Raw genomic sequence first — 25175 nt, 5'->3', positions numbered from 1 at the left:
CGGAGGAGTCCCGGCGGCACCCCGGTGATCGACAGTCCGCGCGGTGATCCGCATCCTGCGTGTGCTCGGACGCGCGCGGACGACGGATCATCGCGCGCCAGGCGGATCTCCATGCGCGCCCGGTAGATCGGGCACGCCCCGGCGGATCGCCGTCCGACCGGTGGAGCGGCGCGCGTCCGGCGGACCATCGTGCGCCCGGCGGATCGCTGTGCCCTCGGTGGATCGGCGCGTGGGCTCCGGCGCGGCGCGTCGACGGGTTCAGGTTCGGTGACGCGTCGGTGATCGACAGTTCGCGCGCTGATCCGCTCCGCGCGTGTGTTGTGACGCGCGCGCCCGACGGATCTCCGCGTGCCCGGCGGATCACAGTGCGGCCGGTGGATCAGCACGCGCACGGCGGATAGCCGTGCCCGGTGGAGCGGCGCGTTGACTCGGGCACGGCGCGTCGACTCCGGCGCGGCGCGTCGAGGGGTACAGGTTCGGTGACGCGTCGGTGATCGACAGTTCGCGCGCTGATCCGCTCCGCGCGTGTGTTGTGACGCGCGCGCCCAGCGGATCACCGCGCGCCCAGCGGATCACCGCGCGGCCGGTGGATCACCGAGCGCCCAGCGGATCATCGTGCGCGCGACGGATCGGCGCGCGCCGGACGGATCACCGCGCGCCGGTGCAGCAGCGCGCGCACGGTGGGCACCGCGGGCGGCGGGCCGGGCGGACGGCGACCGTGCAGGTGGGCTGCCGGGCGGCGGGGGATCGGGCGGGCGATCACCGACGCGCCGGGGGAGGAGGCCCGCGCGACGGTGGGTCGCGGGGCGGCGACATTGCGCGCGTCCGCGTCGCCGGGGGAGGCTCGGGGGATGACCGACGAGGCTCCCGTCCCCACGCACCCGGCGGGTGTCCCGGCCGATCTGGTGGACCTGTCGTTCGAGCCGCTGACCCCCACGGCGTTCCTCGACCGGGCCGCGGCGGCGCACGGTGACCGGGTCGCGGTCGTCGACGGGGACCTGCGGTTCACCTACACCGAGTTCCGCGACCGCTGCCGGCGCCTGGCGGGCTCGCTCGCCGCGCTGCACGACGGGCGCCCGGTCGCGGTCCTCGTGCCGAACACCCACGTCGGGCTGGAGGCGGCGCACGCGGTGCCGTGGTCGGGGACGGCGCTGGTCGCGGTCAACACCCGGCTGGCGGCGGGCGAGGTCGCCTACATCCTCGAGCACTCGCGCGCCTCGGTGCTGGTGGCCGACCCGGTGTTCGACGAGCTCGTCGCGGAGGTGCTCGCCCGCCTCGACACCCCGCCGCACACCGTGCGGGTCGGCCCGGACTACGAGCGCCTCGTCGCCGACGGCGAGCCCACCGCGGTGCGTCCCGCCGACGAGCGCGGCCTGCTGTCGATCAACTACACGTCCGGGACGACCGGGAACCCGAAGGGCGTGATGTACCACCACCGGGGCGCCTACCTGCAGGCGCTGGCCATGGTCGGGCACACCGGGCTGACCGCGTCGTCGGTGCACCTGTGGACGCTGCCGATGTTCCACTGCAACGGCTGGTGCTTCCCGTGGGCGGTCACCGCGGCCGCCGCCACCCACGTCTGCCTGCCGAAGGTCGAGCCGTCCCGGATCTGGGAGCTCGTGCGCGAGCAGGGCGTCACCCACCTCAACGGCGCCCCCACCGTGCTGTCGATGATCGCGTACGCGCCCGAGGCCGGGCCGGTGGAGACGCCGGTGGCCGTCGCGACCGGGGGAGCGCCGCCGAGCCCGGCGATCCTGCGCCGGATGGCCGAACTCGGGTTCGAGGTGACCCACCTCTACGGGCTCACCGAGACCTTCGGGCCCGCGATGATCTGCGACTGGCGTCCGGAGTGGAGCGACCTCGACGCCGACGCGCAGGCCCGGATGAAGGCCCGCCAGGGCGTCGGGAACATGATCGCCTGTGCCGTCCGGGTGATCGACGACGACGGTGCCGACGTCCCGCGCGACGGGGCGACGACCGGCCAGATCGCGTTGCGCGGCAACAACGTCATGCTCGGCTACCTCGACGACGACCAGGCCACCCGCGACGCCGCACCGGACGGCTGGTTCCGGACCGGCGACATCGGAGTCATGCACCCCGACGGCTACGTCGAGCTCCGGGACCGCTCCAAGGACGTGATCATCTCTGGTGGGGAGAACATCGCCAGCGTCGAGGTGGAGCAGGCCATCGCCGACCACCCGGCCGTTCTGGAGGTCGCGGTGATCGCCGTCCCCGACGAGCGGTGGGGCGAGGTCCCGGCCGCCTGGGTGACGCTGCGCGAGGGCGAGAGCGCCACCGAGGACGAGATCGTCGAGCACGTGCGGGGGCGGCTGGCGCGGTTCAAGGCACCGAAGCGGGTCACCTTCGGCGAGCTGCCGAAGACCTCGACCGGGAAGATCCAGAAGTTCGTCCTGCGCGACGAGGCGTGGGCCGGGCAGGAACGCCGGATCCGGTAGCGGGTCGGGACAGCGGCTCGGGACAGCGGGGTCAGGACAGGGCGCTGAGCGAGCGCCACTCGTCCCAGGGGATCGTCCAGTCGTACAGGTCGCCGTCGCGGGCGGTCAGCGGCTGCGAGCTGCCGGTCACCTCGACCGGGTCGCCGAAGGTCGCGCTCGCGAAGAACTCCTTGGCGTCGCGGGTGGACAGGTTGATGCAACCGTGGCTGACGTTGCGGCTGCCCTGCGCCCACGACGAGGCGGGGTTGGCGTGGATGAACTCGTCGTTGTTGGAGATCCGGACCGCCCAGAACTGGGGCTCGTCGACGTAGCCGTAGTCGGGGTTGCTCATCAGCACCTTCTCCGACTTCGCCATGACGACGTGGATCCCGGAGCGGGTCACCCGGCGGGGGTCGGACTCCAGGCCGTAGGAGGCGTCGTAGCGGGCGATCTCCTTCCCGTCGCGGACGACGACGATCGCGTGGCTGCGGGTGTCGGCCTTCACGACCTGGCTGCGCCCCACGGTGAACGTCCGGTCGAGGTCCTCGGTCATGAAGGTGCCGTCGCCGAGGTCGAGTCCGCGCAGCGCGCCCCGCACCTGGACCCGGGTGTGCGCGGGCCAGTAGGACTTCGGCCGGTAGTGCACCCGCGAGCCCTCGGCGGTGTCGGGCAGCCACGCCCAGGCGCCCTCGACCGGCCGCGACGTGGTGACGCTCAGCGCCCGCTCGACGGTGGCCTTCGCGGCGTCGGGGAGCTTCTCGCCGAAGGTGAGCACGACCGGGGCGCCGATGCCGACCTCGCCGCCGTCGCGGATGTTCATGGTGGCGTCGACGGTGTCGTCCGGGTCGACGGTGGTGAACGGGGCCGCGGGCACCGGGCGACGGTCCTGCGGGCCCAGCACCCAGCTGCCCGACCAGTGGTAGGTGGTCGCGAAGTCCAGCGGTTCCGTGGCGGTCCAGCTGCGGCCGTCGGGGGACAGGGTGCCCGCGACGGTGACCGGTCCGTCGTCGGAGTCGGCGGTGAGCGCGACGCCCTCGAGGGTCCCGGTGCTGACCTCGGTGCGGACCGGGCCGCGCGGGGCGACCGGCGCTTCACCGGCCGGGACACTGGTGAGGACCTCGGGGACCGGGGGTGCGGGGGGCACGGCCGGGGCCGGCCGGAGGCGGTCGACGGCGCCGGCGAGGTTGCGGGCCAGCGAGTCGACGCCGCCGCTGACGGCGTCACCGATCCGCCCGCCCGCCATCGCGGCGGTCCCGCCCGCGACGAGGACCACCAGTGCGACCAGCGAGGTCACGAGCACCGCCCAGGCGCGACGGTGCACCGAGCGTCGCCGTCGACGTGGGGCGTGGCGCCCGCGCGAGTGCTCCCAGGACCTCGACATGGGAGGAATCATGGCCCGCGTGTCACCCACACGGGCGGTACGACACCCCGATGACATGTGTTCGTTGTCCGGGCGTGGGCCGGGCGCCGGCGTGACAGGGTGCGGTCATGAGCTACGACGTCGCCGCCGTCCGCAGCCGTTTCCCCGCCCTGCGCGCCGGGATCGCCCACTTCGACGGGCCGGGCGGCTCCCAGGTCCCGGACTCGGTCGCGGGGGCGGTCGCGGCCGCCATGACCTCCCCGCTGGCCAACCGCGGCACGGTCACCAGCGGTGAGCGCGCCGCCGACGCGATCGTGCTCGGCGCCCGCGCCGCGATGGCCGACCTGCTCGGCGCCGACCCGCGCGGGATCGTGTTCGGGCGCAGCATGACCGCGCTGACCTTCGACCTCGCCCGGACGCTGGCCGCGACCTGGTCGCCGGGCGACGAGATCGTCGTGACCTGCCTCGACCACGACGCGAACATCCGCCCCTGGGTGATCGCCGCGCAGGCCGCCGGGGTGACGGTGCGGTGGCTGGACTTCGACCCCGACACCACCGAGCTCGACGACGTGACGCCGCTGCTGTCCGACCGCACCCGGCTCGTCGCGGTGACGGGTGCGTCGAACCTGGTCGGGACCCGCCCCGACCTGCCCGCGATCGCCGCCGCCGTGCACGCAGCCGGGGCGCTGTTCATGGTCGACGGCGTGCACCTGACGGCGCACGCACCGATCGACCTCGCCGCGATCGGCGCCGACCTCTACGCCTGCTCGCCCTACAAGTTCGTCGGCCCGCACTGCGGGGTGCTCGCCGCCGACCCGGCGTTGCTGGAGACGCTGCGCCCGGCGAAGCTGGCGCCGTCGAGCGACGCGGTGCCCGAGCGGTTCGAGCTCGGCACCCTGCCCTACGAGCTGCTCGCCGGCACCACCGCCGCCGTCGAGTTCCTCGCCGCGCTGGACCCGTCGGCGACCGGGGACCGCCGGGCGCGCCTGCTGGCGTCGATGGCGGCGGTCGAGGAGCACGAGCGCCCGCTGCGCGAGCGCATCGAGACCCACCTGGCCGCGCTGCCCGGGGTCACGGTGCGGTCCCGGGCGGCCCGGCGGACCCCGACCCTGCTGGTGACCTTCGACGACCGCGACCCGGTCGAGGCCTACCGGTACCTGGCGCAGCGGCGGATCGCGGCGCCGGCCTCGTCGTTCTACGCGCTGGAGTGCTCGCGGCGGCTCGGCCTGGGGGACACCGGCTCCCTGCGGATCGGGCTGGCCTGCTACACCGCCGACGACGACGTCGACCGGCTCCTGGACGGGCTCTCCGCCTTCGTCGGGGCCTGATCCACATATGTGAGACTGTTCAGGTGACGTGTCATCGATGGGTCCTCGCGGCCCTGCTCGCACTGGCCGTCGTCGCAGGCTGCTCCGCGCCCGCCACGGCACCGCCCGCCCCCGGTGGGGCCGGCGCCGCGGCGCAGGACTGCGTGCCGGGCGCCGCGTCCGCCCCGGACGACACGGTCGCCTTCACCCACGCCACCAACGTCACGATCACCGGCGGCGACGGCTACCGGGTCCTGACCGTCCGCACGCCCTTCCCGGGTGGGCAGCCGCAGTCGGTGGTGCTCGTCGGCTGCGGGCAGGGCGACCCGGCGCTGCCCGCGGCACTCGCCGGGGCCCCGGTCGTGCACACCCCGGTGAGCGGGATCTTCGCCGGCTCGACCACCCAGCTGCCGATGATCACCGAGCTGGGCGGGCTCGACCGGATCACCGGCGTCGGCGGGGCCGCGCTGGTCACCGACCCGGCCGTTCGTGCCCGCGTCGCCTCCGGCGCCGCCGTCGACTTCGCGCCGAACTCGACGATCGACGCCGAGGCGGTCGTCGCCGCCGCGCCGCCGGTCGTGCTCTCGGCCGGGACCGACGACGCGGCGTTCCCGGCACTGTCCGCGGCCGGGATCCCGGTGGTCGGCTGGGCGGACTACCTGGAGACCGGCCCGCTCGGCCAGGCCGAGTGGATCAAGGTCGCGGGGGCGCTGACCGGTCAGGACGCCCGCGCCGCGGAGATCTTCGGCGGCATCGCGGGCCGCTACGCCGACCTCGTCGGTCGCGTGCGTGGCCTGCCGCCGACCCCGATCGTCGCCGGTCAGCCCTACCAGGGCACCTGGAACGTCCCGGCCGCCGAGTCGACCGCCGGCATTCTCTTCCGTGACGCCGGTGCCACCTGGCTGGGTGCCGGGATGCCGGGCACCGGCACCCAGGCGCAGTCGCTGGAGCGGGTGCTGGCCGACGACGGCGACGCCCGCATCTGGCTCGCCGACGGCCCGTTCGCCACGACCGCCGACGTCGCCGCGGTCGACCCGCGGCTGTCCTCGCTCGCCGCGGTCCGCCCCGGCGGGCAGCTGTGGACCCGCGACAGGGCCACCACCCCCGACGGCGGCAACCCCCTCTACGAGCGCGGCGCGCTCCACCAGGACGAGATCCTCGCCGACCTCGTCGCGATCCTGCACCCACAGGTCCTGCCCGGCCACGCCTTCACCTACTACCGGCAGGTGCCCGCCGGATGAGGCCGGCCGCACCGGCGTCGCCCGCCGCGGCGAGCCGGGTCCCGGACCGGGCCGGGCAGCGCTCGGGGCGCCGCGCACCGCTGGTCCTGATGCTGCTCGCGGTCGGGGTCGTCGTGCTGTTCGCCCTCGCCGTGTCGACCGGTTCGGTGGTGATCGGGCTCGATCGGACGCTGTCGGCGCTGTTCGGCACCGGCACCCCCGACGCCCGGCTCGACCTGCTCGTCACCGACCTGCGGGTGCCGCGGGCGGTGACCGCGACGGCCGTCGGTGTCGGGCTGGGCACCGCGGGGCTGCTCACCCAGACCCTGTTCCGCAACCCGCTGGCCGAGCCCTACGTGCTCGGGGTCAGCGCGGGCGCCGGGCTCGGCGTCGCGCTGGTGACCACCCTCGGGGCGGCTGCGGGGGCCGCCGCGTTCGCCACCGGTGGGCTCGGGGCCACACCGGTCGTCGGGGGACGGTTCACCACGGTCGCGGCCGCGGCGGTCGGTGCCGCCGCCGTGCTCGCGCTGGTGCTGGCGCTGTCGCGGTTCGCCCGGTCGGTGACCGCGCTGCTGGTGATCGGCGTGATGCTGGGGTCGGCGGTCACCTCGGTGGTCAGCCTGCTGCTGGTCTGGACCGACCCGCGCACCGCGCAGCAGTACCTGATGTGGGGCCTCGGCTCGGTGTCCGGCGTCGGCCGCGGCGAGCTGCCGATCCTCGGCGGGATCGTCGCGGCCGGGCTGGTGGGGGTCCTCGTGCTGGCCAAGCCACTGGACGGACTGCTGCTCGGCGACGACTACGCCCGCACCGCGGGCGTCGACGTCGCCCGGGTGCGGCTGGCAGTGCTGGGAGTCGCCGCGGTGCTCGCCGGGACGGTCACCGCGTTCTGCGGGCCGATCGGGTTCCTCGGCATCGCCGTGCCGCACCTGGCCCGGTTGGCGGTCGGCACCTCGCGGCACCGGGTGCTCGTCCCGGCCACCGCGCTGACCGGTGCGCTGGTCGGGCTGGCGTGTGCGGTCGTCGCGAACCCGCCGGGGGTCGGCACGGTGATCCCGCTGAACGTGGTGACCTCACTGGTCGGGGCACCGGTGGTGATCGCGGTGCTGCTGCGCTCCCGACGCCTGGGCGCGGCCTCGTGAACGCCGGGCTGGTGCTGACCGGGCTCGTCGCCGGGTACGCGCAGGGCAGGACGCTGCGCCGGGCCCGGGTGTGCCCGGTGCTGTCCCGGGTGGACGCCGTCGCCGCGCGGGGCGAGCTGACCGTGCTGCTCGGGGCGAACGGCACGGGCAAGTCGACGCTGCTGCGGACCCTCGCCGGGCTGGCGCCCGCGCTGGGCGGCGCGGTGACCCTCGACGGCACCGACCTGCTGGCGCTGCGGCCGCCCGAACGGGCCCGCCGGGTCGGTGTGGTGCTGACCGACCGGCCGGACCCCGGGCAGCTGACCGGCCGCGACGTCGTCGAGCTGGGGCGGTTGCCGCACACCGGCGCCGCCGGTGTGCTCACCGCGGGGGACGAGGCCGCCGTCGACGCCGCGATCGACGCGGTCCGCGCCGGCCCCCTCGCCGGACGTCCGATGGCCCGGATGTCCGACGGTGAGCGGCAGCGGATGATGGTCGCCCGCGCACTGGCCCAGCAGCCGTCGCTGCTGCTGCTCGACGAGCCGAGCGCGTTCCTCGACGTCTCCTCGCGGGTCGCGCTCCTCGGGACGCTGCGCCGGCTCGCGGGGGAGCAGGACCTCGCGGTGCTGCTGTCCACCCACGACCTGGAACCGGCGCTGCGCCTGGCGGACCGGGCCTGGCTGCTCGACGGCGCCGGCGCGCTGTGCACGGGGACGCCCGGCGAGCTGGCCGCCTCCGGGGCGGTGGGGGCGGCGTTCGACACCGACGAGCTGGCCTTCGACGCGTCGACCGGCACGTTCCGTCTGCGCGTCTGAGGCGCCGTGCCGTCGCGCTGCCGTGCCGTCGTGCTGGCGCGCTGCCCTGCACCCGTCCGGCCGTCGCCCCGTCCGCTCGTGCTCGGCGTCCCGGGACACGAGCGGCGGGGCCGGAACCCGTGCGACGCCGCGCGTAGCGGGGGTGTGCCGTGGGTGCGGGGGCGGAGCGCGGAGTGGGCCGGAGCTGCGGAGCGGGCTCCGGCCAGTGGCAGGGATCACCCGGACGGCGTCGTGACCAGCGGATGCGGGCCGGTCGAGCGCGACCGGCCGCGCCGACGGAGCGCCGCCCGGGTCCGGTACCGCAGCCCGGCCGATGGCGCCCGTGGCGTCGGCGGCACGACGTGGCCCGGAGTCGCTAGGTTCGCCTCGACCGCGCAGCCCGTCCGGGTGCGCGCACCCGAACACGAGGAGATGCGATGACGCACGCCGCGAGCGCGGCCGAGCTCGAGTCGCTGCTGCTGACCCGGTCGCTCGATGACCCGGAGCTCGCCGCGGCCACCGAGCGGACGTCCGACACCCGGGTCCTACCCGACGTGTCGGTGGTCAAGGTCGGTGGACAGAGCTTCATCGACCGTGGTCGTGAGGCGGTGTTCCCGCTGGTCGAGGAGCTGCTGGAGGCCCGGTCGACGCACCGGCTGCTGATCGGCACCGGCGGGGGCACCCGCGCCCGGCACGCGTACTCCCTGGCCGCCGAGCTCGGCCTGCCCACCGGTGTGCTCAGCTCGGTCGGCAGCGCCGTCGCCGGGCAGAACGCCACCATGCTCGGCTACCTGATGGCCCGGCACGGGGTGCCGGTCGTCGCCGGGGGCGGGTTCGACGCGCTGCCCCTGTCGTTGTCCGAGGTCCGGGCGGCGATCTTCGCGGGCATGCCGCCGTACGCGATGTGGCAGCCCCTGCCCGACGAGGGCGTGATCCCGCCCTACCGCACCGACGCGGGCTGCTACCTCGTCGCCGAGACCTACGGCTGCAAGAACATGATCTTCGTCAAGGACGAGGACGGCCTCTACACCGCGAACCCGAAGAACGACCCGTCGGCGACGCTGATCCCGGAGATCACCGTCGACGAGCTGATCGAGCGGGACCTGCCCGACCTGATCGTCGAGCGCCCGGTGCTGGAGCTCATGCGGCACGCGACGCACGTCCGCTCGATCCAGATCGTCAACGGTCTCAAGCCCGGCAACCTCACCCGCGCGCTCGCCGGCGAGCACGTGGGCACGATCATCACCGCGGGAGACGCCCGATGAGCACCACCCACCCCAAGGACGTCGAGTCGCCGCTGGCCCGCCAGACCCTGCTCGACCGCGAGCAGGTCCGCCCCGTCGACCAGCAGCAGCCGGTCATCCGGATGCTGCCCCGCCTGCGCGTCGTCGTGCTCGGCGGCCGCTCGATCGTCGACCGCGGCCGCGACGTGCTGCTGCCGATCGTCGAGGAGCTGCGCGCCGCGATCTCCGGGGACCCGCTGCTGATCGCCACCGGCGCCGGGATCCGCGCTCGGCACGCGCTCGGCGTCGGCCTCGACCTGGGCCTGCCGACCGGCGCGCTCGCCGAGATCGCCGGTCGTGAGGCCGAGCAGAACGGGCATCTCGTCGCCGCGCTGCTCGCCGAGCAGGGCGTCGCCTACCTCGGGCACGGCACCGTCGCCCACCAGCTGCCGGTGCACCTGGCCGCGTCCAACGCCGCCGTCACCAACGGCTACCCGCCCTACGGCGTGCACGAGCTGCCCGCGGCGGCGGGGAAGATCCCGCCGCACCGCACCGACACCGGCGCGCTGCTGCTGGCCGACGCCTGGGGCGCGGCGTCGCTGACCTACGTCCGCGACGTCGACGGCGTGCTCGACGGGGACCTCGACGGGGGCACCGTGCTGCGCACGGCGACCGCGGCCGACCTGCTCGCCGACCCCGCCCGGCCCCTGCCGATCGACCGGGAGGCCCTGCGCACGCTGCAGCGCGCCCGGCACGTCCGGTCGGTGCAGATCGTCAACGGCACCGTCGCCGGGACCGTGACGAAGGCCCTCGCCGGGGAGCACGTCGGGACCGTCGTCTCCGCCTGACCGCGGCACGCGGACCGGAGGAGTCCGGGTTCGGTGCCACGGTCGAGGCCATGGCACCTATGGCACCTATGGCACCTATGGCACCTATGGCACCGACGGCAACGACGGCAACGACGGCAACGACGGCAACGAACCCGTTCCCCGTCCCGCAGGCGGAGATCGACCGTCTGCACGCCCGCCTCGACGACACCCGCTGGCCGGACGTGCCGTCCGGTGCGGGGTGGTCCTACGGCGTCCCGCCCGGTCACCTGCGTGAGCTCGCCGACCGCTGGCGGCACCGCTTCGACTGGCGGGCCGTGGAGGAGCGGCTGGCCGCGGACTCCGTCGTCCTCGACACCCCCGACCACGTCGGGGTGCACGCGCTGTACCGCCGTTCGACGCGGCCCGATGCCGTCGGGCTGCTGCTGGTGCACGGCTGGCCGTCCACCCCGGCGGAGTTCCTCGGGCTGCTGGGGCCGCTCACCGAGCCCGGGGACGCGACGCTCCCGGCGTTCCACGTCGTCGCCCCGTCACTGCCCGGGTTCGGGTTCTCCGGTCCGACCCGCGACCTCGGCTGGGACGTCGACCGGCACGCCCGCTGCCTCACCGACCTCATGTCGGCCCTGGGCCACGACCGCTTCCTGGCCCAGGGCGGCGACTACGGCTCGATGATCGCGCCCGAGATCGCCCGCCGGGACCCCGGCCGGGTGCTGGGGGTGCACCTCAACGCGCTGGTCGGCGCGTCCCCCGACCCGTCGGCGGCCGACCCGCTCGCCGGCCTGACCGACGCCGAGCGGGCCCGTGTCGCCGAGCTCGGCGAGACGTGGCCCGGGCGCAGTGGGTACGCCGCGATCCAGAGCACCCGCCCGTCCACGCTCGGCTACGCGATGATCGACTCCCCGGTCGGGCTGCTGGCCTGGCACCTCGAGTGGTTCGTCGACTACGACCCGGACACGACCCGGCAGACCCCCGTGGACCCGGACGCCTACCTCGCCGACGTCGCGAGCTTCTGGTTCACCCGCACCGCCGGGTCCGCGATGCGCCTGTACCGGGAGATCGCGCCCACGGCGTTCCGGGAGACCCGCCCGCCCTCGGGGGTGCCGACCGCGGTGCTGAACCTGCTCGGCGACCACGCCGTGCGGCCGTTCGTGGAGCGGTCGCACCGGGTGGTGCGCTGGACCGAGCACGACCGCGGCGGGCACTTCGCCGCGTTGCAGGCCCCGGACCTGCTGCTCGACGACGTCCGGGCCTTCGCCGCGACCCTGTCCGGGGCGATCGGCACCTGAGCGCAGCCGGGCTGCGCCGGCGCACCCCGAACCGGACGAAACAGCTGTAACGGCGCGTCACACGGGGGTCATCCGGACGGGGCACCGTCGTCGCATCCGACCGAGGAGGAGCGATGGCGACCACCGCACCCCGACCCGCGCCCACGCCGGACCGCAGTGACATCGAGACGATGCCGCCGCTGCGCGAGGCCGTCCCGCTCGGGCTCCAGCACGTGCTGGCCATGTTCGCCAGCAACCTGACCCCGGCGTTCCTGCTGGCCACCGCGGTGGAGGCGACACCGGCCCAGCGGACCCTGCTCATCCAGGGTGCGCTGCTGTGCGCCGGCCTCGCGACGCTGCTGCAGACCATCGGGTTCTCCATCGTCGGCGGCCGGCTGCCGATCATGATGGGCTCGGGGTTCGTGTTCATCTCGGTCGCGGTGCCGCTGGCCGCCGAGCGCGGGCTCGCCGCGGTGTGGGGCGCGGTGCTGGTCACCGCGGTCGTCCAGGTGGTGATCGCGCTGAACATCCACCGGATCGCCTGGCTGTTCCCGCCCCTGGTCACCGGCACGATCATCCTGGTGATCGGGCTCGGTCTGCTGCCGTCGGCGTTCACCCTCGCCGCGGGCGGGGCGGGCTCGCCGACCTTCGGCGCCGCGGCGAACCTGGGGCTGGCCGCGTTCGTGCTCGTGCTCGCCGTCGTGCTCAACCGGTGGGGGCGCGGGCTGCTCGGCACGGCGGCGGTGCTGATCTCGCTGGTCGTGGGCTACCTCGTTGCGCTGGCGCTGGGCATGGTGGACCTGGCCGGGGTCGGGCCCGCGGGCTGGGTGGCGTTCCCGACGCCGTTCGCGTTCGGGCTGAGCTTCGACGTGGTCGCGATCCTGACCGTGGCCGTCGTCGGCGTGGTCAACATGGTCGACTCCGTGGGGACCGTCAACGCCGTCACCCAGGCCGGGGCCCGGCGCCCCGCCACCACCCGGGAGCTGCGCGGCGGGATCCTCGCCGAGGGCGGCAGCGCGCTGCTCGGCGAGGTCTTCTCCGCGCTGCCCACCACCATGTTCAGCCAGAACATCGGGCTCATCGCGCTCACCCGCCAGATGAGCAGGCACGTGGTGACGATCGCGGCCGGGGTCCTCGTCGCGATGGCGCTGCTGCCCAAGGCCGCGGCGGTGATCGGGGCGACGCCGCCCGCGGTGCTCGGCGGCGGGGTCGTGCTGCTGTTCGGAATGGTGTGCGCGATCGGGATCGAGATGCTCACCGAGCGCGGTCTCGACCAGCGTGCCCTGGTGGTCGTCGCGCTGTCGGTCGGGCTCGGGCGCGGCCTGGCGTCGGTGCCGAACCTGCTGGCGCTGGTGCCCGGGCAGTGGCGCCCGCTGCTGGAGTCCGGCGTCGTCGTGACGGCGGTGGTGGCGGTGCTGCTGAACCTGGTGCTGCCGGGCCGTCCCGAGCGGGACGCCGCGACGGCGGGCACACCGCCCGCGTGAGGCCCGGCCGGCCGTGGCGGGTCAGGCCACCGGGGCCGGCGGCACCGGTGCCGTCTCCGTCCGCCGGGCAGTCCGCCCGGCCCGCCGCCGTGTCCGGGACGCCACCAGCGCCGCGACGGTCAGCACCACCAGCCCGGCGACCGCGACGAGGAACGGCACCGAGCCCGGGTCCCCGCCATAGGCGCCGATGGTCACGAACGCCACGGCCGAGGGCAGCACGCCCAGCACGGACCCGGCGAGGTAGTCGCGCAGCCGGATCGCGGTCAGCCCGCAGGCGTAGCTGAGCACCGGGAACGGGATGACCGGCAGAAGCCTGCCCCCGGCGACGGCCCACAGCCCGCCCCGGCGCAGCCGCGCGTCGAGACGGTGGATGCGGGCGCTGCCGATCCCGGCGACGACCTCGCGGCCCAGCGTCCGCGACAGCACGAAGCCGATCAGCGAGCCGACGGCGACCGCGGTCATCGTCGTCGCCAGGCCGACGGGCAGGCCGAACAGGACGCCGGCGGCGATGCCCATCACGGTCGCGGGCGCCGGGACCAGGGTGAACCCGACGAACAGCAGCGTGAACAGGACCGGCGCCGCCCAGCCCGCGGCCGCCGTCGTCGCACGGACGCCCTCGACCGTCGGCCAGCCGGTGACCAGCAGGACCGCGGAGCCCGCGATCACCAGCGTCACCAGCAGCACGGGTCGCCACCATCGGGCCACCGTCGACCACCTCCACCCGGATCTACGAGCGGGGTACCCGCGGGGTTCGGGCGAGCATCGGCACGACCCGGTGAACGGCGACCGGTGTGCGGCGGCCGACAGGTGTCCGGTGCGAGGGTGTCCGGTATGACACAGTTGTCGCCCTGATGAGACGTCCTGCGCGCACCCGCACCCTGCTGGGGTGGATCGCCGTCGCGTTCGTCGGAGTGTGGATCGTCGGGACGGTCGCGCTGATCGCGGCGGCCGGCGAGCGCGGCGCCGACGACCCCGCTGCGCTCCACGACCGGGCCGGCGCCGCGCTGCGGAGCCCCGACGGCGGTGCCCGGCTGCACGAGCTGCTGCTCGACGCCCCGGACCGGGGTTTCGCCGACGACTACGTCGAACGCCTGCAGGCGGCCGGGTCACCCGTCGTGCTGCCCACCGGAGCGGACCGGGTCGAGATCCGCTCGGGTCCGGTGCTGGTGACGCTGTCGGTCACCGAGGAGGCGGGCCGCTGGTACCTCAGCCTCCTGCCGCCCGGCGGGCAGGAACCCGGCTGACCCCGGGGCACCGCCACGGCCTCCTCGGCCGGAGTGCGGGCCCGGGGGCGGCCGCGACGACGACACCGGGGAACCCGGTCAGCAGCCGCGGCACGACCCGGCGCAGCCGCCGGACGGCGGCGGGAGCGTCGATGTCGTCGAGGCGGGCCTGCAGGACCAGCTCCCCGTTACCCACTTCTCATGACGCCCGGACCTCGGACTGCTCCGTCCGCAGCAGCTCCGTGACGTCCGTCCGGAACTGCATCGCGCGGTACGGCCAGTGGGTGGTGGTGTTCCACTGGCTGACGACGAGGTGCAGGTCGTCGAGCGTCGAGCCGGGGACGACGTAGCCGCCGTAGAGCTGCGCGACGCGGCCGGTGGCGTGGTCCTCGTCGTCCCAGCCGCAGCCGGTGAGCACGGTGGTCCGCGGGGCACGGTGCAGGTCGGCGTTCGGCCGATCGAGCAGCAGCGTGTCGATCCGGTAGTTCCCGGCGTCGAAGACGGTGAGCAGCAGGTGCTCGCGCCCGTCCGGGCCCGGGACCCGGCGCAGGTTGAGCTCGCCGAAGGCACCCGGCAGCGTCAGCGTCGGCGGGTTGCCCCAGTCCCAGCGCTCCCCGGCGAAGCCCCACGGCTCCCACGCGTCGCGGTCGGTGATCCGGTCGGCGGGCACCCGGTGCAGCAGCAGACCGTCGCGGCGCTGGAAGCCGGTGGTGTAGGCGTAGACGTACCCGTCGTCGCCGTCGCACCAGGTCAGCTGCTGGAACAGGCCGTCGTGGTGGTCGCCGGGCCAGTCGCAGCCGGTGCGCTCCCAGGTGACGCCGTTGTCGCGGGAGGCGATGATCTCGCTCCACAGCACGTTGCCGAGGCCCTTGTTGGCCATGACGTGCAGGTACATCGTGTCGCCGACGGTGATGACGTCGGCGGGCAGGATCGTGGTGACGCGGCGGTGCAGCCGGAACCAGTTCGTCGCCGGCTTGCTGACGAGCCGGCAGGCGTAGTCCGCGGTGTCGCCACCGGAACCGGTCCAGCGCAGGCCGGTCCGGAACCCGTCCGGGTCGGCGAACAGCACGACCGGGGAGCGCCAGCCGGGCCCACCGACGCCGGCCCGCTCGAAGGTGTCGCCGAAGACGGCGACCAGGCGCCCGTCCGGCGCGGTGGCGAGGATGCCGAGGTCGGTGCCGCCGATCCCGAACCGGTCGGTGTGCCCGGGCCCGGTCAGGTCGGCGATCTTGGTCGTGACGGCCATGGCGGCGACCCTACGGCCGGTACCGCGCGATCGCGGCGCGGGTCGCGGGCAGCGCGAACACCTCCGCGAAGGTGTCGACGCTGGCCTCCACCGATCCGGTGATGCCCTGCTCGCGCCAGGTCTCGAGCAGCTCCTTCTGCGCCGCCAGGACCTCGCGGGTCGGGGCGAGCAGGGCCGCGACCAGCTCGTCGACGGCGGCGTCGAGCCCGGCGGGGGAGTCGACGAGCCGGTTCACCAGCGGGGCCGTCCCGGGTTCGTCGACCCGGTGCACGCTGCCGGTCAGGACCATCTCCTGGGCGAGCGCGGCGCCGACGTAGCGGGGCAGCAGCGCCGCGTCGACCACCGAGGGGATCCCGAGGCGCACCTCGGGCAGCCCCACCCGCACCCCGGTGTGGGCGACGCGAAGGTCGCAGGCCATGGCCAGCTCGAACGCGGCACCCAGGCAGGCGCCGTTCAGCCGGGCGATGGTCGGGACCGGCGCGGTGCGCACCACACGCAGGCAGGCCGCGAGCCGGGTGATGATCGCGCGACCGTCGCCGGGGTCGGCGTCGCGGAAGACGTCGAGGTGCATCCCGGCGCCGAAGGCCCGGTCCCCGGCACCGGTGACCACGACGACCCGCACCCGGTCCGGGAGGTCGGTGACGGCCGCGGCGACCGCGTCGACGTCGACGAGGTGCAGGGCGTTCGCGGCGTCGGGGCGGTCCAGGGTGACGGTCCGGACGGGGCCGTCGTCGCGCACCCGCGGGGTCCCCATCAGCGCACCGTCCGCGGCGGCGCGGCCGCCGCGGCCACCGCGTCGGCGAACACCTGCGGTGCCTCGACCGGGACGAAGTGCCCGACGCCGTCGACGGGGGTGACGGTCACCTCGGTGAAGAACTCCGGGAGCCGGTCGGACCAGTCGCGCGGGAACAGCGGGTCGTGCTCGGGCCACAGGAACGTCGTCGGGACGGTGACCCGGTCGGCCGGGTCGGGCGCGGTCTCGGCCAGCGAGCGGGCCACCGCGCCGCCGCCGGAGCGGTACCAGTTGATCGACGCGACGAACGCGCCCGGCGCCCCGTAGACGGCGGCGAGGTGGTCGAGGCGTTCGTCGTCGGGGGTGAACCCGGGCCCGGACCAGTGCGACCAGAAGTGGCGCAGGTACGCGCGGGCGGCACGGGTGTCGCCGTCGACGAGCTCGCGGGCCAGGTCGAGCTGGTGGAAGGACTGGTACCAGAACTCGCGCACCGGGTCCTCTCCCAGGATCCGCCTGCCGACACCGGGCGCCGGCGGGGTGACGACGAGCGCGCGCAGCAGGTCGGGCCGGTCCGCGGCGATCTGCTGGCCGACCCGGCTGCCGACGTCGTAGCCCGCGACGACCACCCCGGACAGGCCCAGCTCGTCCAGCAGCGCGGTCAGCGAGCGTGCCTGCGCGGCCGCCGAGTACTGCTCGGCCGGGTCGCGGTCGTGCTTCTCGGACGCGCCGAACCCGCGCAGGTCGGGGACGACCACCTCGTGCGCCGGGGCCAGCCGTGCGGCGACGGCGGCCATGTCCGTCCGGTCGCCCGGCCAGCCGTGCAGCAGCAGGACCGGAGGCGCACCGGGCTCGCGGTGGCGGTCGTAGGCCAGCCGGAAGCCGTCGGTGGCGGTGGACAGTGGCATCGCGGGGATCCTCCGGGGTCGTGGGGCGGCACCGGACCGCCCGGCCCGGTCTACCGAGAAGTGATGATGGGGTGCCCGGCGCGCGGCAGCGATACTCGGTCCGTTCCTCTCCCGATCGGTCCGGTCGATGTGTCGGGCCGCACCGGATACGGTTCGCCGACCGTTCGGCCGACACGTCAGGGGGAACCGTGCCCCAGCCAGCCAGCACCGGAACGACGGAGCGTCACCGCCTTCCGGTCCGGACGCTCGTCGCGGCGTCCATCGGCAACGCGGTCGAGTGGTACGACTGGACGATCTACGCGACGTTCTCGATCTATTTCGCGACGCAGATCTTCCCGCCCGAGAACGCGGCGCTAGCCCTCATCTCGACGCTGGCGACCTACGCGCTCGCCTTCTTCTTCCGGCCGCTGGGCGGTCTGCTGCTGGGCCGGTTCGCCGACCTCAAGGGGCGCCGGACCGCGATGCTGGTGACGATCCTGCTGATGGCGGGCGGCTCGTTCGTGATCGGCCTGCTGCCGACGTTCTCGATGATCGGCTGGTTCGCCCCGGTCCTGCTGCTGCTGGCCCGCATCGCGCAGGGCATGTCGCTGGGCGGGGAGGTCTCCAACGCGTCGGCCTACCTCGCCGAGATCGCCCCCCGTGAGCGGCGCGGGCGCTACTCGTCGTTCTTCTACATCTCCACCGGCACCGCGGTGCTGTTCGCCTCGCTCACCGGTTTCGTGCTGGCGGCGACGCTGACCGACGACCAGCTCGCCGCCTGGGGCTGGCGGATCCCGTTCCTGCTCGGCGGGGTGCTCGGCATCATCGGGCTCTGGATGCGCCGTCAGATGAGCGAGACCGAGCAGTTCGAGGACAACAAGGAGTCGGCGGCCCGGATCCGCAACCCGCTCCTACTGACCCTGCGCGAGCACCCGAAGGCGGTGGCGCAGCTCGTCGGCTTCACCATCCTGCACACCCTCTGCTACTACACGTTCTTCTCCGCGCTGACGCCGTTCGCCACCCGCTCCCGCGGCGCGGACGCGACCGAGGTGTTCCTCGCGCTCTCGATCGCCACGGCGATCTTCGTCCTCCTGCAGTACCCGATGGGGGCCGCCGCCGACCGCTGGGGCCGCCGACCCCAGATGCTCGTCTGGTCCGCGGCCACCGCGCTGCTCGTCGTCCCGCTGTCGTTCCTCATCGGGCCCGGCTTCTGGAACATGTTCGTCGTGTTCACCGTCGGGCTGGGGCTCTACACAGCGATGACCTCGGTCGCGCCGGCGATCATGAGCGAGCTGTTCCCGACGACGGTCCGCGCCCTGGGCATCGGCGCCTGGTACAACCTGACCGTCGCCGTGTTCGGCGGGACGGCGCCGCTGGTCATCGCCTCGCTGCAGGAGGCGGACCTGGCGATCCTGTTCTTCGTCTACGTCGCCGTCGGGGCGGTGATCTCCTTCGTCGCGGTGCTGACCCTGCCGGAGACGAAGGGCTCCGCCCTGAGCTGACCCCGGTAGCCCGGTACCCCGCGAGCAGGGGCGGAGCGAGGTGCGGGTTGTACCGTTGATCGACACGCCGACGTTTCGATGGAGAGCTCGCGATGACCAGCACCGCACCGGCCGACACGCTCCGACACCTCGCGCACGGCGCCACCCTGGAGGAGGGCCTCGGCTTCTTCGACGCGCTGCCCGCCGTCGGGGTCGAGGAGATGCTGGGTGACTGGTCGGGCGGTGAGATCCCCACCGGCAACCCGATGGACGGGCTGCTGGGCCGCTTCGGCTGGCACGGCAAGCGGTTCGACGGCGTCGACGACGTCCACCCGCTCGTCATGGACCACCCCCGCGGCGGCCGGTTCTCCCTCAACCCCGCCCTGGTCCCGCTGCCCGCGCTGCTGCGCTACCCGGCCGCGCTGCGCAACGCGACCCTCGCGCGGATCGCCCGCACCGCGGGCCCCGCGCTCGCCACCCGGGCCCCGAAGGCACGGTTGCGCACCACCGAGTACCGCGGGGTCGCCAGCGCCACCATGTGCTACGACGACCTCCCGATCCACGACGTCTTCCGTCGCGTCGACGACGACACCGTGCTCGGCGCCATGGACATGCGCGGCCTGCCCCAGCCGTTCCTGTTCTTCCTGCGTCGCGAGTGACCGGGTGTCTCCCCGAGTGTGCTGGTCGCGAGCAGGCTGACGACATCGGCCGCCGGACGGGCGAGGTGACCAGCCCGGGGGCCCCGGACCGTGAGAGCTAAACGGAGGGCTCCACTGCTTATGGTGGGCCACGGTCTCACGACGAGAGCCACGCGACGGACCCCACGAGGAGGGCCGCCATGCCCGTACACCCTTCGCAGATCGACCCGGAGCTGCGGCGCCGCGGAACGCTGATCCGCAGGATCCGGTCCGCGCGGACCGAGGAGCAGCTGCGCCGATCGAGCGCCCTCCCCGGGCCCGTCGACCGGCTGCTGCGCAGACGGGTGCCCGCCGGTCTGGTCCGCAGCGAGGAGTGGATCCGGCGGCCGGACGGGTCGCGGCTGCGCATCCTGGTCTACCGGGCGCGGGACGCCCGGCCCGATGCTCCCGGACTGCTCTGGCTCCACGGCGGCGGGTACGCCACGGGAGCCCCCGAGTTCGAGGCGTCCTCCTTCCGGCCCCTGATCGCGGGGAGCGGCGCCGTCGTCGTCTCACCGGACTACCGCCTCAGCCCGGAGGCGCCGTACCCGGCTGCGCTCGACGATTCGTACGCGGCGCTGGTCTGGCTGAAGGACAACGCCGTCCGACTCGGCGTGCGGCCCGACCAGATCGCGGTCGCGGGCGGCAGCGCGGGCGGCGGGCTGACCGCGGCGACGACGCTCTACGCACGCGACGAGGGCGAGGTCGCCGTCGCCTTCCAGATGCCGCTGTACCCCATGATCGACGATCGCGGAGAGACCGAGTCCGGGCGGGACAACGACGCGCCGGTCTGGGACTCCGTGACCAACCGGTCGGCGTGGCGGTTGTACCTCGGCGACCTGTTCGGGGCCGCGGATGTTCCGGCGTACGCCGCTCCGGCACGGGCGACGGACCACGCCGGGCTCCCCCCGACGATGACCTTCGTGGGCAGTCTCGACCCGTTCCGGGACGAGACCGTCCACTACGTGGACAACCTGCGTGCGGCAGGCGTCCCGGTGGAGTTCCGTGAGTTCGCCGGCGCCTACCACGGCTTCGACGTGCTCGTTCCGAAGGCGTCGGCGAGCCGGGCTGCCGCCGCGTTCCGTGACCAGTGGTTCGGGCACGCGGTGCGGACCCACTTCGCCCCACAGCCCTGATCGCGACCGGGCGAGCGGCACCGACAGGCCGTCGATGATCGAGGGGAGAGCGGGTCCCGCCCGTGCCGTCCGGCGCTCGTCGCGTCGGGCTACGAGGCGGGCCCGTCGACGACCTGGACGACGCCGTCGGCGGTGCCGGTGACGAACAGCCGCCCGGTGTCCGGGTCGACGGCGACCGTGTTCGGCTGGCGCACGGTGGGGATCCGGGCGACCTCCCGCGGCGTCGGCTCGGTCATGTCGTAGCCGACGAGCAGGTTCGCCCCGGTGGCGGTGACCCACACGCGGTCGCGGACCGGGTCGTAGGCGATGCCGTAGGGCTCCCCGGGCAGGTCCACCCGTCCGACCTCGGCCGGGGTGCCGGCCGGGTCGACGACGATCAGGTGCCCGCCCCGGGTGTCGGTCGCGATCAGGCGGCCGTGCCGGTCGGCGACCAGGTGGGTCGGGCCGTCCCCGGCCGGGAGCTCGCGGATTCCGTCGCCGGTCGCGGCGTCGTAGATGGTGAGGGTGTTCTCGCGGACGTCGACGAGTCCCACCCGGTCCCCGGCCGGGGCGAGCCCGGCGGGCTGGGTGACGTCGGTCAGCTGTCGCACCACCCGGTCCCCGCGGACCACGGACACGCTGCCGCCCGCCTCGTTGGCGACGAACACGGTCCCGGCCGCGGTCTCGGTCGCGTCGTGGGCCATCGGGCCGGTCATGACCTCGGAGGACACCCGGCCGTCCGGGAGCGAGACACGCAGCAGGCCGTTCGCGCTCTCGCTCGGGACCAGCACCGGCCCGCCCGGCCCGGCGAGCTGCAGGTGACGCAGCACGCCCGGCAGTGGCACCCGCCCGGCGACGGTGGCGGTGTCGGCGTCGAGCAGCACGAGCCGGTCGGGCCGGCGCACCCCGACCGCGACGCGCCGCGTCGGCCCGTCGGCGACGATGCCCTCCGGGACCGCCCCGACCGCGACGATCCGCCCGGGCGGGGTGCCGGTCACCGGGGGCGCGACGCCCGGCTCGGCCGGCGGCGGCAGCGGCTCGGCGAAACGCACCGGGGTGCCCGCCCGCCCCGGCGCCGCCGGTGTGTCGGCAGGCGGGGCCGCACAGCCCACCACCAGGAGCACGGTGGTCAGGAGCACCGTGGTCAGGAGCGCCGTGGTCAGGAGCGCCGGGGGCGCCGGGACGGTCGGCGCCCCACGGGTCGTGCGTCCGACTGTCGCCATCTCCCCAGCATCGTCGTGCGGGCCGGTGGCCGCGCGTCGGCCGGAGATCGTCTTGCACCGTGAAACGATAGTCGGCTACCATTACGTGCTCGCAGACCGTGCGCACGAGGGAGTGTCACCGTGACGACCACCGAGGCCCCGCAGCTGCCGTTCGACCGTCCGAACATCATCGACGTCGCCCCGCTCTACGCCGTGCTGCGCCGCGAGGGACCGGTCGTCCCGGTGCGCACCCCGGTCGGTGACCCGGCCTGGCTGGTCACCCGGCACGCCGAGGCCCGTGCCCTGTTCGCCGACCCGCGGCTCGGGCGCTCGCACCCCGAGCCGGAGAACGCCGCCCGGGTGTCGGAGGCCGCGATCCTGGGCGGGCCCAGCGGTGCCTTCGAGCGGGAGAAGGCCGAGCACGAGCGGATGCGCAGGCTGCTGGTGCCCGCGTTCTCCGCCAAGCGGATGCGGCTGCTCGGCGACCACGTCGGCGAGCTCGTCGACGGGTGTCTCGACGACCTCGTCGCGGCGAAGGAGGACGCGGCCGACGGCGTCGCCGACCTGCACGCCCACCTCGCGTTCCCCCTGCCGGTGCTGGTCATCTGCGAGCTGCTCGGGGTGCCGTTCGCCGATCGCGGCTACTTCCACGGGCTGTCCGAGCGGGTCGCCACGATCCGCTCCGGTGGCGACGCCGACGTCGCGATGGGGGAGTTCCGCGCCTACCTGGGCCGTCTGGCGGATGCCAAGCGTGCGCAGCCGGGGGAGGACGTCGTCACCGACCTCGTCCGCGCCCGCGAGCAGGACCCGGACTTCGGCGAGGAGGAGATGACCCGGCTCGCCGCCGCGTTGCTGTTCGCCGGGCACGAGACGACCGTCGGGCGGATCGACCTCGGCGTCCTCCTGCTCCTGACCGACCCCGCCCGCCGCGACGCCTTCGTCGCCGACATCGACGGGCGGCTGCACGGCACCGTCGAGGAGGTCCTGCGGCTGTCCTCGCCGGGTGGGCTCGCCCTGCTGCGCTACGCCCACACCGACATCGAGGTCGGCGACGTCACGATCCGCCGCGGCGACGCCGTCATGATCGCGACCGCCTCGGCCAACCGGGACGCCGAGGTCTTCGCCGACGCCGACGCCTTCGACCCGACCCGCCGGCCCAACCCGCACGTGTCCTTCGGCTACGGCGGCCACTTCTGCATCGGCGCGAGCCTGGCGCGCACCGAGCTCGCGACGGTGTTCGCGCGGCTGTTCCGGCGGCTGCCCGGGCTGCGCCTCGCCGTCGCCCCGGAGGATCTGGAGGTGCGGGCCGAGCAGGTCACCGGCGGCGTGCGGTCGCTGCCGGTGACCTGGTGACCGGTGACCTGGTGACCGCGGACCGCGGCACCCGCTGATCTCGCGTGGCGCCCCGTGCCCGGGGTGCCACGGACGGCGGCGGGTCGCCACGGCGCGGCGGTCAGAGGCCGTCGCGCAGGATCCCGTCCATTGCCCGCTCCACGATCGCGGCGATCGTCCAGGACGGGTTGGTGCTGCCGGTCGACCCCGGCACCAGCGCCCCGTCGACGACGTGCAGCCCCGGGTGCCCGGTGACACGCCCGCGGTCGTCGGTCACCCGGCCCAGTACCGCGCCGCCCAGCGGGTGCCACGTCACCGGGTCCAGGGTGCCCAGGTCGAGCACCCCGGTCGGGGCGTCCGCGGCGCGGGCGACCAGCCCGGACGGGCCCGCCGGCAACTGCGCGGCCAGGCCGGACACGGTCCGGCCCAGCCCGACGCCGAGCGGGGCGTCGGGCGCGATCAACCGCTGGGTGAGGTCGCGGACGGTGCGCTGGGCGTCGGCGTCGCCGTCGGTGGGCCAGTGCAGGACGGCCTCGCCGGTGGCGGTGTCGAAACGGAACTCGCCCACCGGGTCGCAGGCCCCGAACCCGGGCAGCGACATCGCCCGGATGTCGAACGGCAGCGGCGCGGGACCGTAGGTGAGCGTGACGGCCTCGGCGCGGTCGTCGGTGGGCGGGCGGATGCCGGCCGCCATCGGTCCGGCTTGCGGTCCGCCCGCGGGCTCGGGGACACCGACGCGCAGCTGGATGCGGTCGCCGTTGTTGCCCCAGAACCGGCCGGCGTCGGCGGTGAGGTCGGGCAGCGTCCCGGTGTCGCGGGCCCGTACGAGCAGCCGGGAGGTGCCGGTCGACCCGGCGGCGAGGAACACCGCGCCGGTGGTGAGCGCGATCTGCTCCTGCACGACGCCGTCGGTGTCGATCCGCTCGACGTCGAGCCGGTAGCGGCCGCCGCCGAGCGCGTGCAGGTCGGTGGCCCGGTGCAGCGGGGCGACGGTGACCAGACCGGAGGCCTCGGCGTCGCGCAGGTAGTTCTTGTCCGACGACAGCCGCGCCCCGGAGTTGACCCCGGAGAAGTACTCGCCGACCGACATCGACGGGGTCGCGCGCCCGGCGAACTCGGCGCGCACGACGTCCCAGTCGGTGGCGTTGGGCAGCAGCTGGGCCGTCAGCCCCGCGCGGCGGGCCTGCTCCAGGAACAGCCGGGTGCCGACGTGCGCGGGGTGGGCCAGGACGTCGTCGGGGATCGGCGAGACCCCGACCCGGGCGGCCGCGCGCGGGTAGTGGACCGCGGCGAGCTCGTCGTGGTCGATGCCGGGGATCGCCGCGGAGAACACCGCCGCGTCCGGCCGGATCCAGACCCCGGCGTAGACCAGGGTCGATCCGCCCACCCCGGCCCCGCAGAGCACGCTCATCCCGCGCCCGGACACCTTCTCGAACAGCCCGGTGTAGGGCTTGTACAGCGTCGGTGGCTGGCCGGGGAACACCGGCGCGGGCGTCAGCCACGACGAGCGACGGTCCGGGCGCAGGAACGGCGGGAACGTGTCGGCTGCCGGGGTGGTCCAGCGGCGGCCGCGTTCGAGGACCAGGGTGCGCACGCCCGCCTCGGCGAGCCGGGCCGCGGCGATCGACCCGCCGAGCCCGCTCCCGACGACGACGGCCGGAGCGGACATCGCGGTCACGTCCCGGCGCAGCAGGGCGGGCGCGGCGTTCGCGGTCCCGGCGGCGCCCAGCGCGGCGGCGCCGAGCGCGGCACCGGTCAGGAAACCCCGGCGGCTGGTCACCCGCATGCCGGTCAGCCCCCGATCCGGATGTCGGCGACGATCTCGCGGATCAGGCCGCTCTCGTAGCGGAAGGTCTCGTGCACCCGCGCGGTCGTGAGGCCGACCGGGCCCACCCCGACGGACAGGGTGAAGTCCGCGACCACGACGCCGTCCTCGCGCACGCGGTAGGTCTCGTCGGAGACGCCGTGGATGATCCGGTACTGCGGGCCGTACCGAAGGTCGGCGCGCAACTGGTCGCCGGAGAACCCGGTCGGCAGCCCCGCCTCGACCCGGGTCGCGGCCGGGTGGAACGGCACCGCGGAGGGGTCGTGGTCGACGAGCGCGGCCACGTAGGCGCGGGCCCCGTCGACCCGGCAGGCGTCGTCACAGGTGGACGCGGACGCGACCCCCGCACCCGCCCCGGCTGCGACCACGCCGATGGCCACTGCGACGACCACTGCGACGAGCACGGACAGCACTGGACCGAGCG

The 25175-nt window shown here is 74.9% G+C and carries 23 protein-coding genes; 14 read left to right on the top strand and 9 right to left on the bottom strand.

What is annotated here, in order from left to right:
* Positions 1-851 precede the first annotated feature (851 nt).
* Entirely contained in the window at positions 852-2456 is a 1605-nt protein-coding gene (locus tag Ae505Ps2_RS24220; protein WP_170917079.1) for an AMP-binding protein, read from the top strand.
* A 31-nt stretch (positions 2457-2487) separates the two neighbouring features.
* Here the strand turns inward: Ae505Ps2_RS24220 and Ae505Ps2_RS24215 are convergent, their stop codons facing one another.
* Complete coding sequence (locus Ae505Ps2_RS24215; RefSeq protein WP_249265340.1) at positions 2488-3816, bottom strand: Ig-like domain-containing protein; 1329 nt, start codon at positions 3814-3816, stop codon at positions 2488-2490.
* Positions 3817-3923: 107 nt separating this feature from the next.
* Between Ae505Ps2_RS24215 and Ae505Ps2_RS24210 the strand changes: the two genes are divergently transcribed.
* The 8 genes from Ae505Ps2_RS24210 to Ae505Ps2_RS24175 all read left to right on the top strand — a co-directional run bounded on the left by Ae505Ps2_RS24210 (position 3924) and on the right by Ae505Ps2_RS24175 (position 13033).
* The gene (locus Ae505Ps2_RS24210; protein ID WP_075306787.1) at positions 3924-5123 is read left to right on the top strand and encodes a cysteine desulfurase-like protein; all 1200 of its coding nucleotides are present in this window, start codon (positions 3924-3926) and stop codon (positions 5121-5123) included.
* A gap of 23 nt (positions 5124-5146) precedes the next feature.
* Positions 5147-6343 (top strand): ABC transporter substrate-binding protein, encoded by a 1197-nt coding sequence (locus Ae505Ps2_RS24205; protein ID WP_075306785.1) that lies wholly within the window; start codon positions 5147-5149, stop codon positions 6341-6343.
* Positions 6340-7461: an iron ABC transporter permease gene (locus tag Ae505Ps2_RS24200; protein WP_075306784.1), complete on the top strand. Its 1122-nt coding sequence runs from the start codon at positions 6340-6342 to the stop codon at positions 7459-7461. Before Ae505Ps2_RS24205 ends, Ae505Ps2_RS24200 begins: the two co-directional genes overlap by 4 nt.
* Entirely contained in the window at positions 7458-8255 is a 798-nt protein-coding gene (locus tag Ae505Ps2_RS24195; RefSeq protein ID WP_075306783.1) for an ABC transporter ATP-binding protein, read from the top strand. Before Ae505Ps2_RS24200 ends, Ae505Ps2_RS24195 begins: the two co-directional genes overlap by 4 nt.
* 416 nt (positions 8256-8671) lie before the next feature.
* Positions 8672-9499, top strand: a complete 828-nt coding sequence (locus tag Ae505Ps2_RS24190; protein WP_020625931.1) for a uridine monophosphate kinase — start codon at positions 8672-8674, stop codon at positions 9497-9499.
* Complete coding sequence (locus tag Ae505Ps2_RS24185; protein ID WP_075306782.1) at positions 9496-10305, top strand: molybdenum storage protein subunit alpha; 810 nt, start codon at positions 9496-9498, stop codon at positions 10303-10305. The genes Ae505Ps2_RS24190 and Ae505Ps2_RS24185 overlap by 4 nt, the downstream gene beginning before the upstream one ends.
* Positions 10306-10391: 86 nt before the next feature.
* Positions 10392-11570 carry an epoxide hydrolase family protein gene (locus Ae505Ps2_RS24180; RefSeq protein WP_075554311.1) on the top strand — a complete coding sequence of 393 codons (1179 nt, stop codon included), beginning with the start codon at positions 10392-10394 and terminating at the stop codon, positions 11568-11570.
* Positions 11571-11683: 113 nt separating this feature from the next.
* A complete protein-coding gene (locus Ae505Ps2_RS24175; protein ID WP_075554021.1) occupies positions 11684-13033 on the top strand; it encodes a solute carrier family 23 protein in 1350 nt (449 codons plus the stop codon).
* A 21-nt stretch (positions 13034-13054) separates the two neighbouring features.
* On the opposite strand, the gene Ae505Ps2_RS24170 is transcribed toward Ae505Ps2_RS24175, so the two are convergent.
* Positions 13055-13738, bottom strand: coding sequence for a VTT domain-containing protein (locus Ae505Ps2_RS24170; RefSeq protein WP_139319229.1), 684 nt, complete (start codon positions 13736-13738; stop codon positions 13055-13057).
* 146 nt (positions 13739-13884) lie between these two features.
* Here Ae505Ps2_RS24170 and Ae505Ps2_RS24165 point away from each other — a divergent pair, with 146 nt between their 5' ends.
* The gene (locus Ae505Ps2_RS24165) at positions 13885-14277 is read left to right on the top strand and encodes a hypothetical protein (RefSeq protein ID WP_075306779.1); all 393 of its coding nucleotides are present in this window, start codon (positions 13885-13887) and stop codon (positions 14275-14277) included.
* On the opposite strand, the gene Ae505Ps2_RS31405 is transcribed toward Ae505Ps2_RS24165, so the two are convergent.
* From Ae505Ps2_RS31405 to Ae505Ps2_RS24150, 4 genes are read right to left on the bottom strand one after another with little or no spacing between them, the layout of a single operon-like run.
* The gene (locus Ae505Ps2_RS31405; protein WP_139318745.1) at positions 14240-14452 is read right to left on the bottom strand and encodes a hypothetical protein; all 213 of its coding nucleotides are present in this window, start codon (positions 14450-14452) and stop codon (positions 14240-14242) included. The two genes, Ae505Ps2_RS24165 and Ae505Ps2_RS31405, sit on opposite strands and share 38 nt — an antisense overlap.
* Before the next feature lie 3 nt (positions 14453-14455).
* Positions 14456-15502, bottom strand: a complete 1047-nt coding sequence (locus Ae505Ps2_RS24160; RefSeq protein WP_075306778.1) for a DUF4185 domain-containing protein — start codon at positions 15500-15502, stop codon at positions 14456-14458.
* A gap of 10 nt (positions 15503-15512) precedes the next feature.
* On the bottom strand, positions 15513-16256 hold the full coding sequence (locus tag Ae505Ps2_RS24155; RefSeq protein ID WP_075306777.1) for an enoyl-CoA hydratase-related protein: 744 nt from the start codon (positions 16254-16256) through the stop codon (positions 15513-15515).
* Positions 16256-17140, bottom strand: coding sequence for an alpha/beta hydrolase (locus tag Ae505Ps2_RS24150; protein ID WP_075306776.1), 885 nt, complete (start codon positions 17138-17140; stop codon positions 16256-16258). The genes Ae505Ps2_RS24155 and Ae505Ps2_RS24150 overlap by 1 nt, the downstream gene beginning before the upstream one ends.
* A 188-nt stretch (positions 17141-17328) precedes the next feature.
* Between Ae505Ps2_RS24150 and Ae505Ps2_RS24145 the strand changes: the two genes are divergently transcribed.
* The 3 genes from Ae505Ps2_RS24145 (at position 17329) to Ae505Ps2_RS24135 (ending at position 20413) form a co-directional block, all read left to right on the top strand.
* Positions 17329-18621, top strand: a complete 1293-nt coding sequence (locus Ae505Ps2_RS24145; RefSeq protein ID WP_075554020.1) for an MFS transporter — start codon at positions 17329-17331, stop codon at positions 18619-18621.
* Between the two features lie 92 nt (positions 18622-18713).
* Positions 18714-19259 (top strand): DUF4334 domain-containing protein, encoded by a 546-nt coding sequence (locus Ae505Ps2_RS24140; protein ID WP_060712062.1) that lies wholly within the window; start codon positions 18714-18716, stop codon positions 19257-19259.
* Between the two features lie 179 nt (positions 19260-19438).
* On the top strand, positions 19439-20413 hold the full coding sequence (locus Ae505Ps2_RS24135) for an alpha/beta hydrolase (RefSeq protein ID WP_075306774.1): 975 nt from the start codon (positions 19439-19441) through the stop codon (positions 20411-20413).
* An 89-nt stretch (positions 20414-20502) separates the two neighbouring features.
* Here Ae505Ps2_RS24135 and Ae505Ps2_RS24130 read toward each other — a convergent pair whose 3' ends face one another.
* Complete coding sequence (locus Ae505Ps2_RS24130; protein WP_075306773.1) at positions 20503-21615, bottom strand: hypothetical protein; 1113 nt, start codon at positions 21613-21615, stop codon at positions 20503-20505.
* A gap of 120 nt (positions 21616-21735) precedes the next feature.
* Between Ae505Ps2_RS24130 and Ae505Ps2_RS24125 the strand changes: the two genes are divergently transcribed.
* Complete coding sequence (locus Ae505Ps2_RS24125; protein WP_020622697.1) at positions 21736-22947, top strand: cytochrome P450; 1212 nt, start codon at positions 21736-21738, stop codon at positions 22945-22947.
* Positions 22948-23047: 100 nt separating this feature from the next.
* Here Ae505Ps2_RS24125 and Ae505Ps2_RS24120 read toward each other — a convergent pair whose 3' ends face one another.
* Positions 23048-24706 (bottom strand): GMC oxidoreductase, encoded by a 1659-nt coding sequence (locus tag Ae505Ps2_RS24120; RefSeq protein ID WP_212567667.1) that lies wholly within the window; start codon positions 24704-24706, stop codon positions 23048-23050.
* A gap of 11 nt (positions 24707-24717) precedes the next feature.
* Positions 24718-25155, bottom strand: coding sequence for a hypothetical protein (locus Ae505Ps2_RS24115; RefSeq protein WP_212567666.1), 438 nt, complete (start codon positions 25153-25155; stop codon positions 24718-24720).
* Between the last annotated feature and the right edge of the window lie 20 nt (positions 25156-25175).

Origin of the sequence: Pseudonocardia sp. Ae505_Ps2, assembly GCF_001932425.1 — a bacterium.
Classification (GTDB): domain Bacteria; phylum Actinomycetota; class Actinomycetes; order Mycobacteriales; family Pseudonocardiaceae; genus Pseudonocardia.
Note: the sequence above shows the minus strand (reverse complement) of the source record. Positions and strands in the feature narration are given on the sequence as shown.

What these genes read in the sequence shown, in the direction of transcription:
- Ae505Ps2_RS24185 (WP_075306782.1), top strand. Translation starts at nt 9,496, where the DNA reads ATGAGCACCACCCACCCCAAGGACGTCGAGTCGCCGCTGGCCCGCCAG.
- Ae505Ps2_RS24180 (WP_075554311.1), top strand. Translation starts at nt 10,392, where the DNA reads ATGGCACCGACGGCAACGACGGCAACGACGGCAACGACGGCAACGAAC.
- Ae505Ps2_RS24140 (WP_060712062.1), top strand. Translation starts at nt 18,714, where the DNA reads ATGACCAGCACCGCACCGGCCGACACGCTCCGACACCTCGCGCACGGC.
- Ae505Ps2_RS24220 (WP_170917079.1), top strand. Translation starts at nt 852, where the DNA reads ATGACCGACGAGGCTCCCGTCCCCACGCACCCGGCGGGTGTCCCGGCC.
- Ae505Ps2_RS24135 (WP_075306774.1), top strand. Translation starts at nt 19,439, where the DNA reads ATGCCCGTACACCCTTCGCAGATCGACCCGGAGCTGCGGCGCCGCGGA.
- Ae505Ps2_RS24130 (WP_075306773.1), bottom strand. Translation starts at nt 21,615, where the DNA reads ATGGCGACAGTCGGACGCACGACCCGTGGGGCGCCGACCGTCCCGGCG.
- Ae505Ps2_RS24210 (WP_075306787.1), top strand. Translation starts at nt 3,924, where the DNA reads ATGAGCTACGACGTCGCCGCCGTCCGCAGCCGTTTCCCCGCCCTGCGC.
- Ae505Ps2_RS24160 (WP_075306778.1), bottom strand. Translation starts at nt 15,502, where the DNA reads ATGGCCGTCACGACCAAGATCGCCGACCTGACCGGGCCCGGGCACACC.
- Ae505Ps2_RS24175 (WP_075554021.1), top strand. Translation starts at nt 11,684, where the DNA reads ATGGCGACCACCGCACCCCGACCCGCGCCCACGCCGGACCGCAGTGAC.
- Ae505Ps2_RS24215 (WP_249265340.1), bottom strand. Translation starts at nt 3,816, where the DNA reads ATGTCGAGGTCCTGGGAGCACTCGCGCGGGCGCCACGCCCCACGTCGA.
- Ae505Ps2_RS24190 (WP_020625931.1), top strand. Translation starts at nt 8,672, where the DNA reads ATGACGCACGCCGCGAGCGCGGCCGAGCTCGAGTCGCTGCTGCTGACC.
- Ae505Ps2_RS24150 (WP_075306776.1), bottom strand. Translation starts at nt 17,140, where the DNA reads ATGCCACTGTCCACCGCCACCGACGGCTTCCGGCTGGCCTACGACCGC.
- Ae505Ps2_RS24200 (WP_075306784.1), top strand. Translation starts at nt 6,340, where the DNA reads ATGAGGCCGGCCGCACCGGCGTCGCCCGCCGCGGCGAGCCGGGTCCCG.
- Ae505Ps2_RS24165 (WP_075306779.1), top strand. Translation starts at nt 13,885, where the DNA reads ATGAGACGTCCTGCGCGCACCCGCACCCTGCTGGGGTGGATCGCCGTC.
- Ae505Ps2_RS24155 (WP_075306777.1), bottom strand. Translation starts at nt 16,256, where the DNA reads ATGGGGACCCCGCGGGTGCGCGACGACGGCCCCGTCCGGACCGTCACC.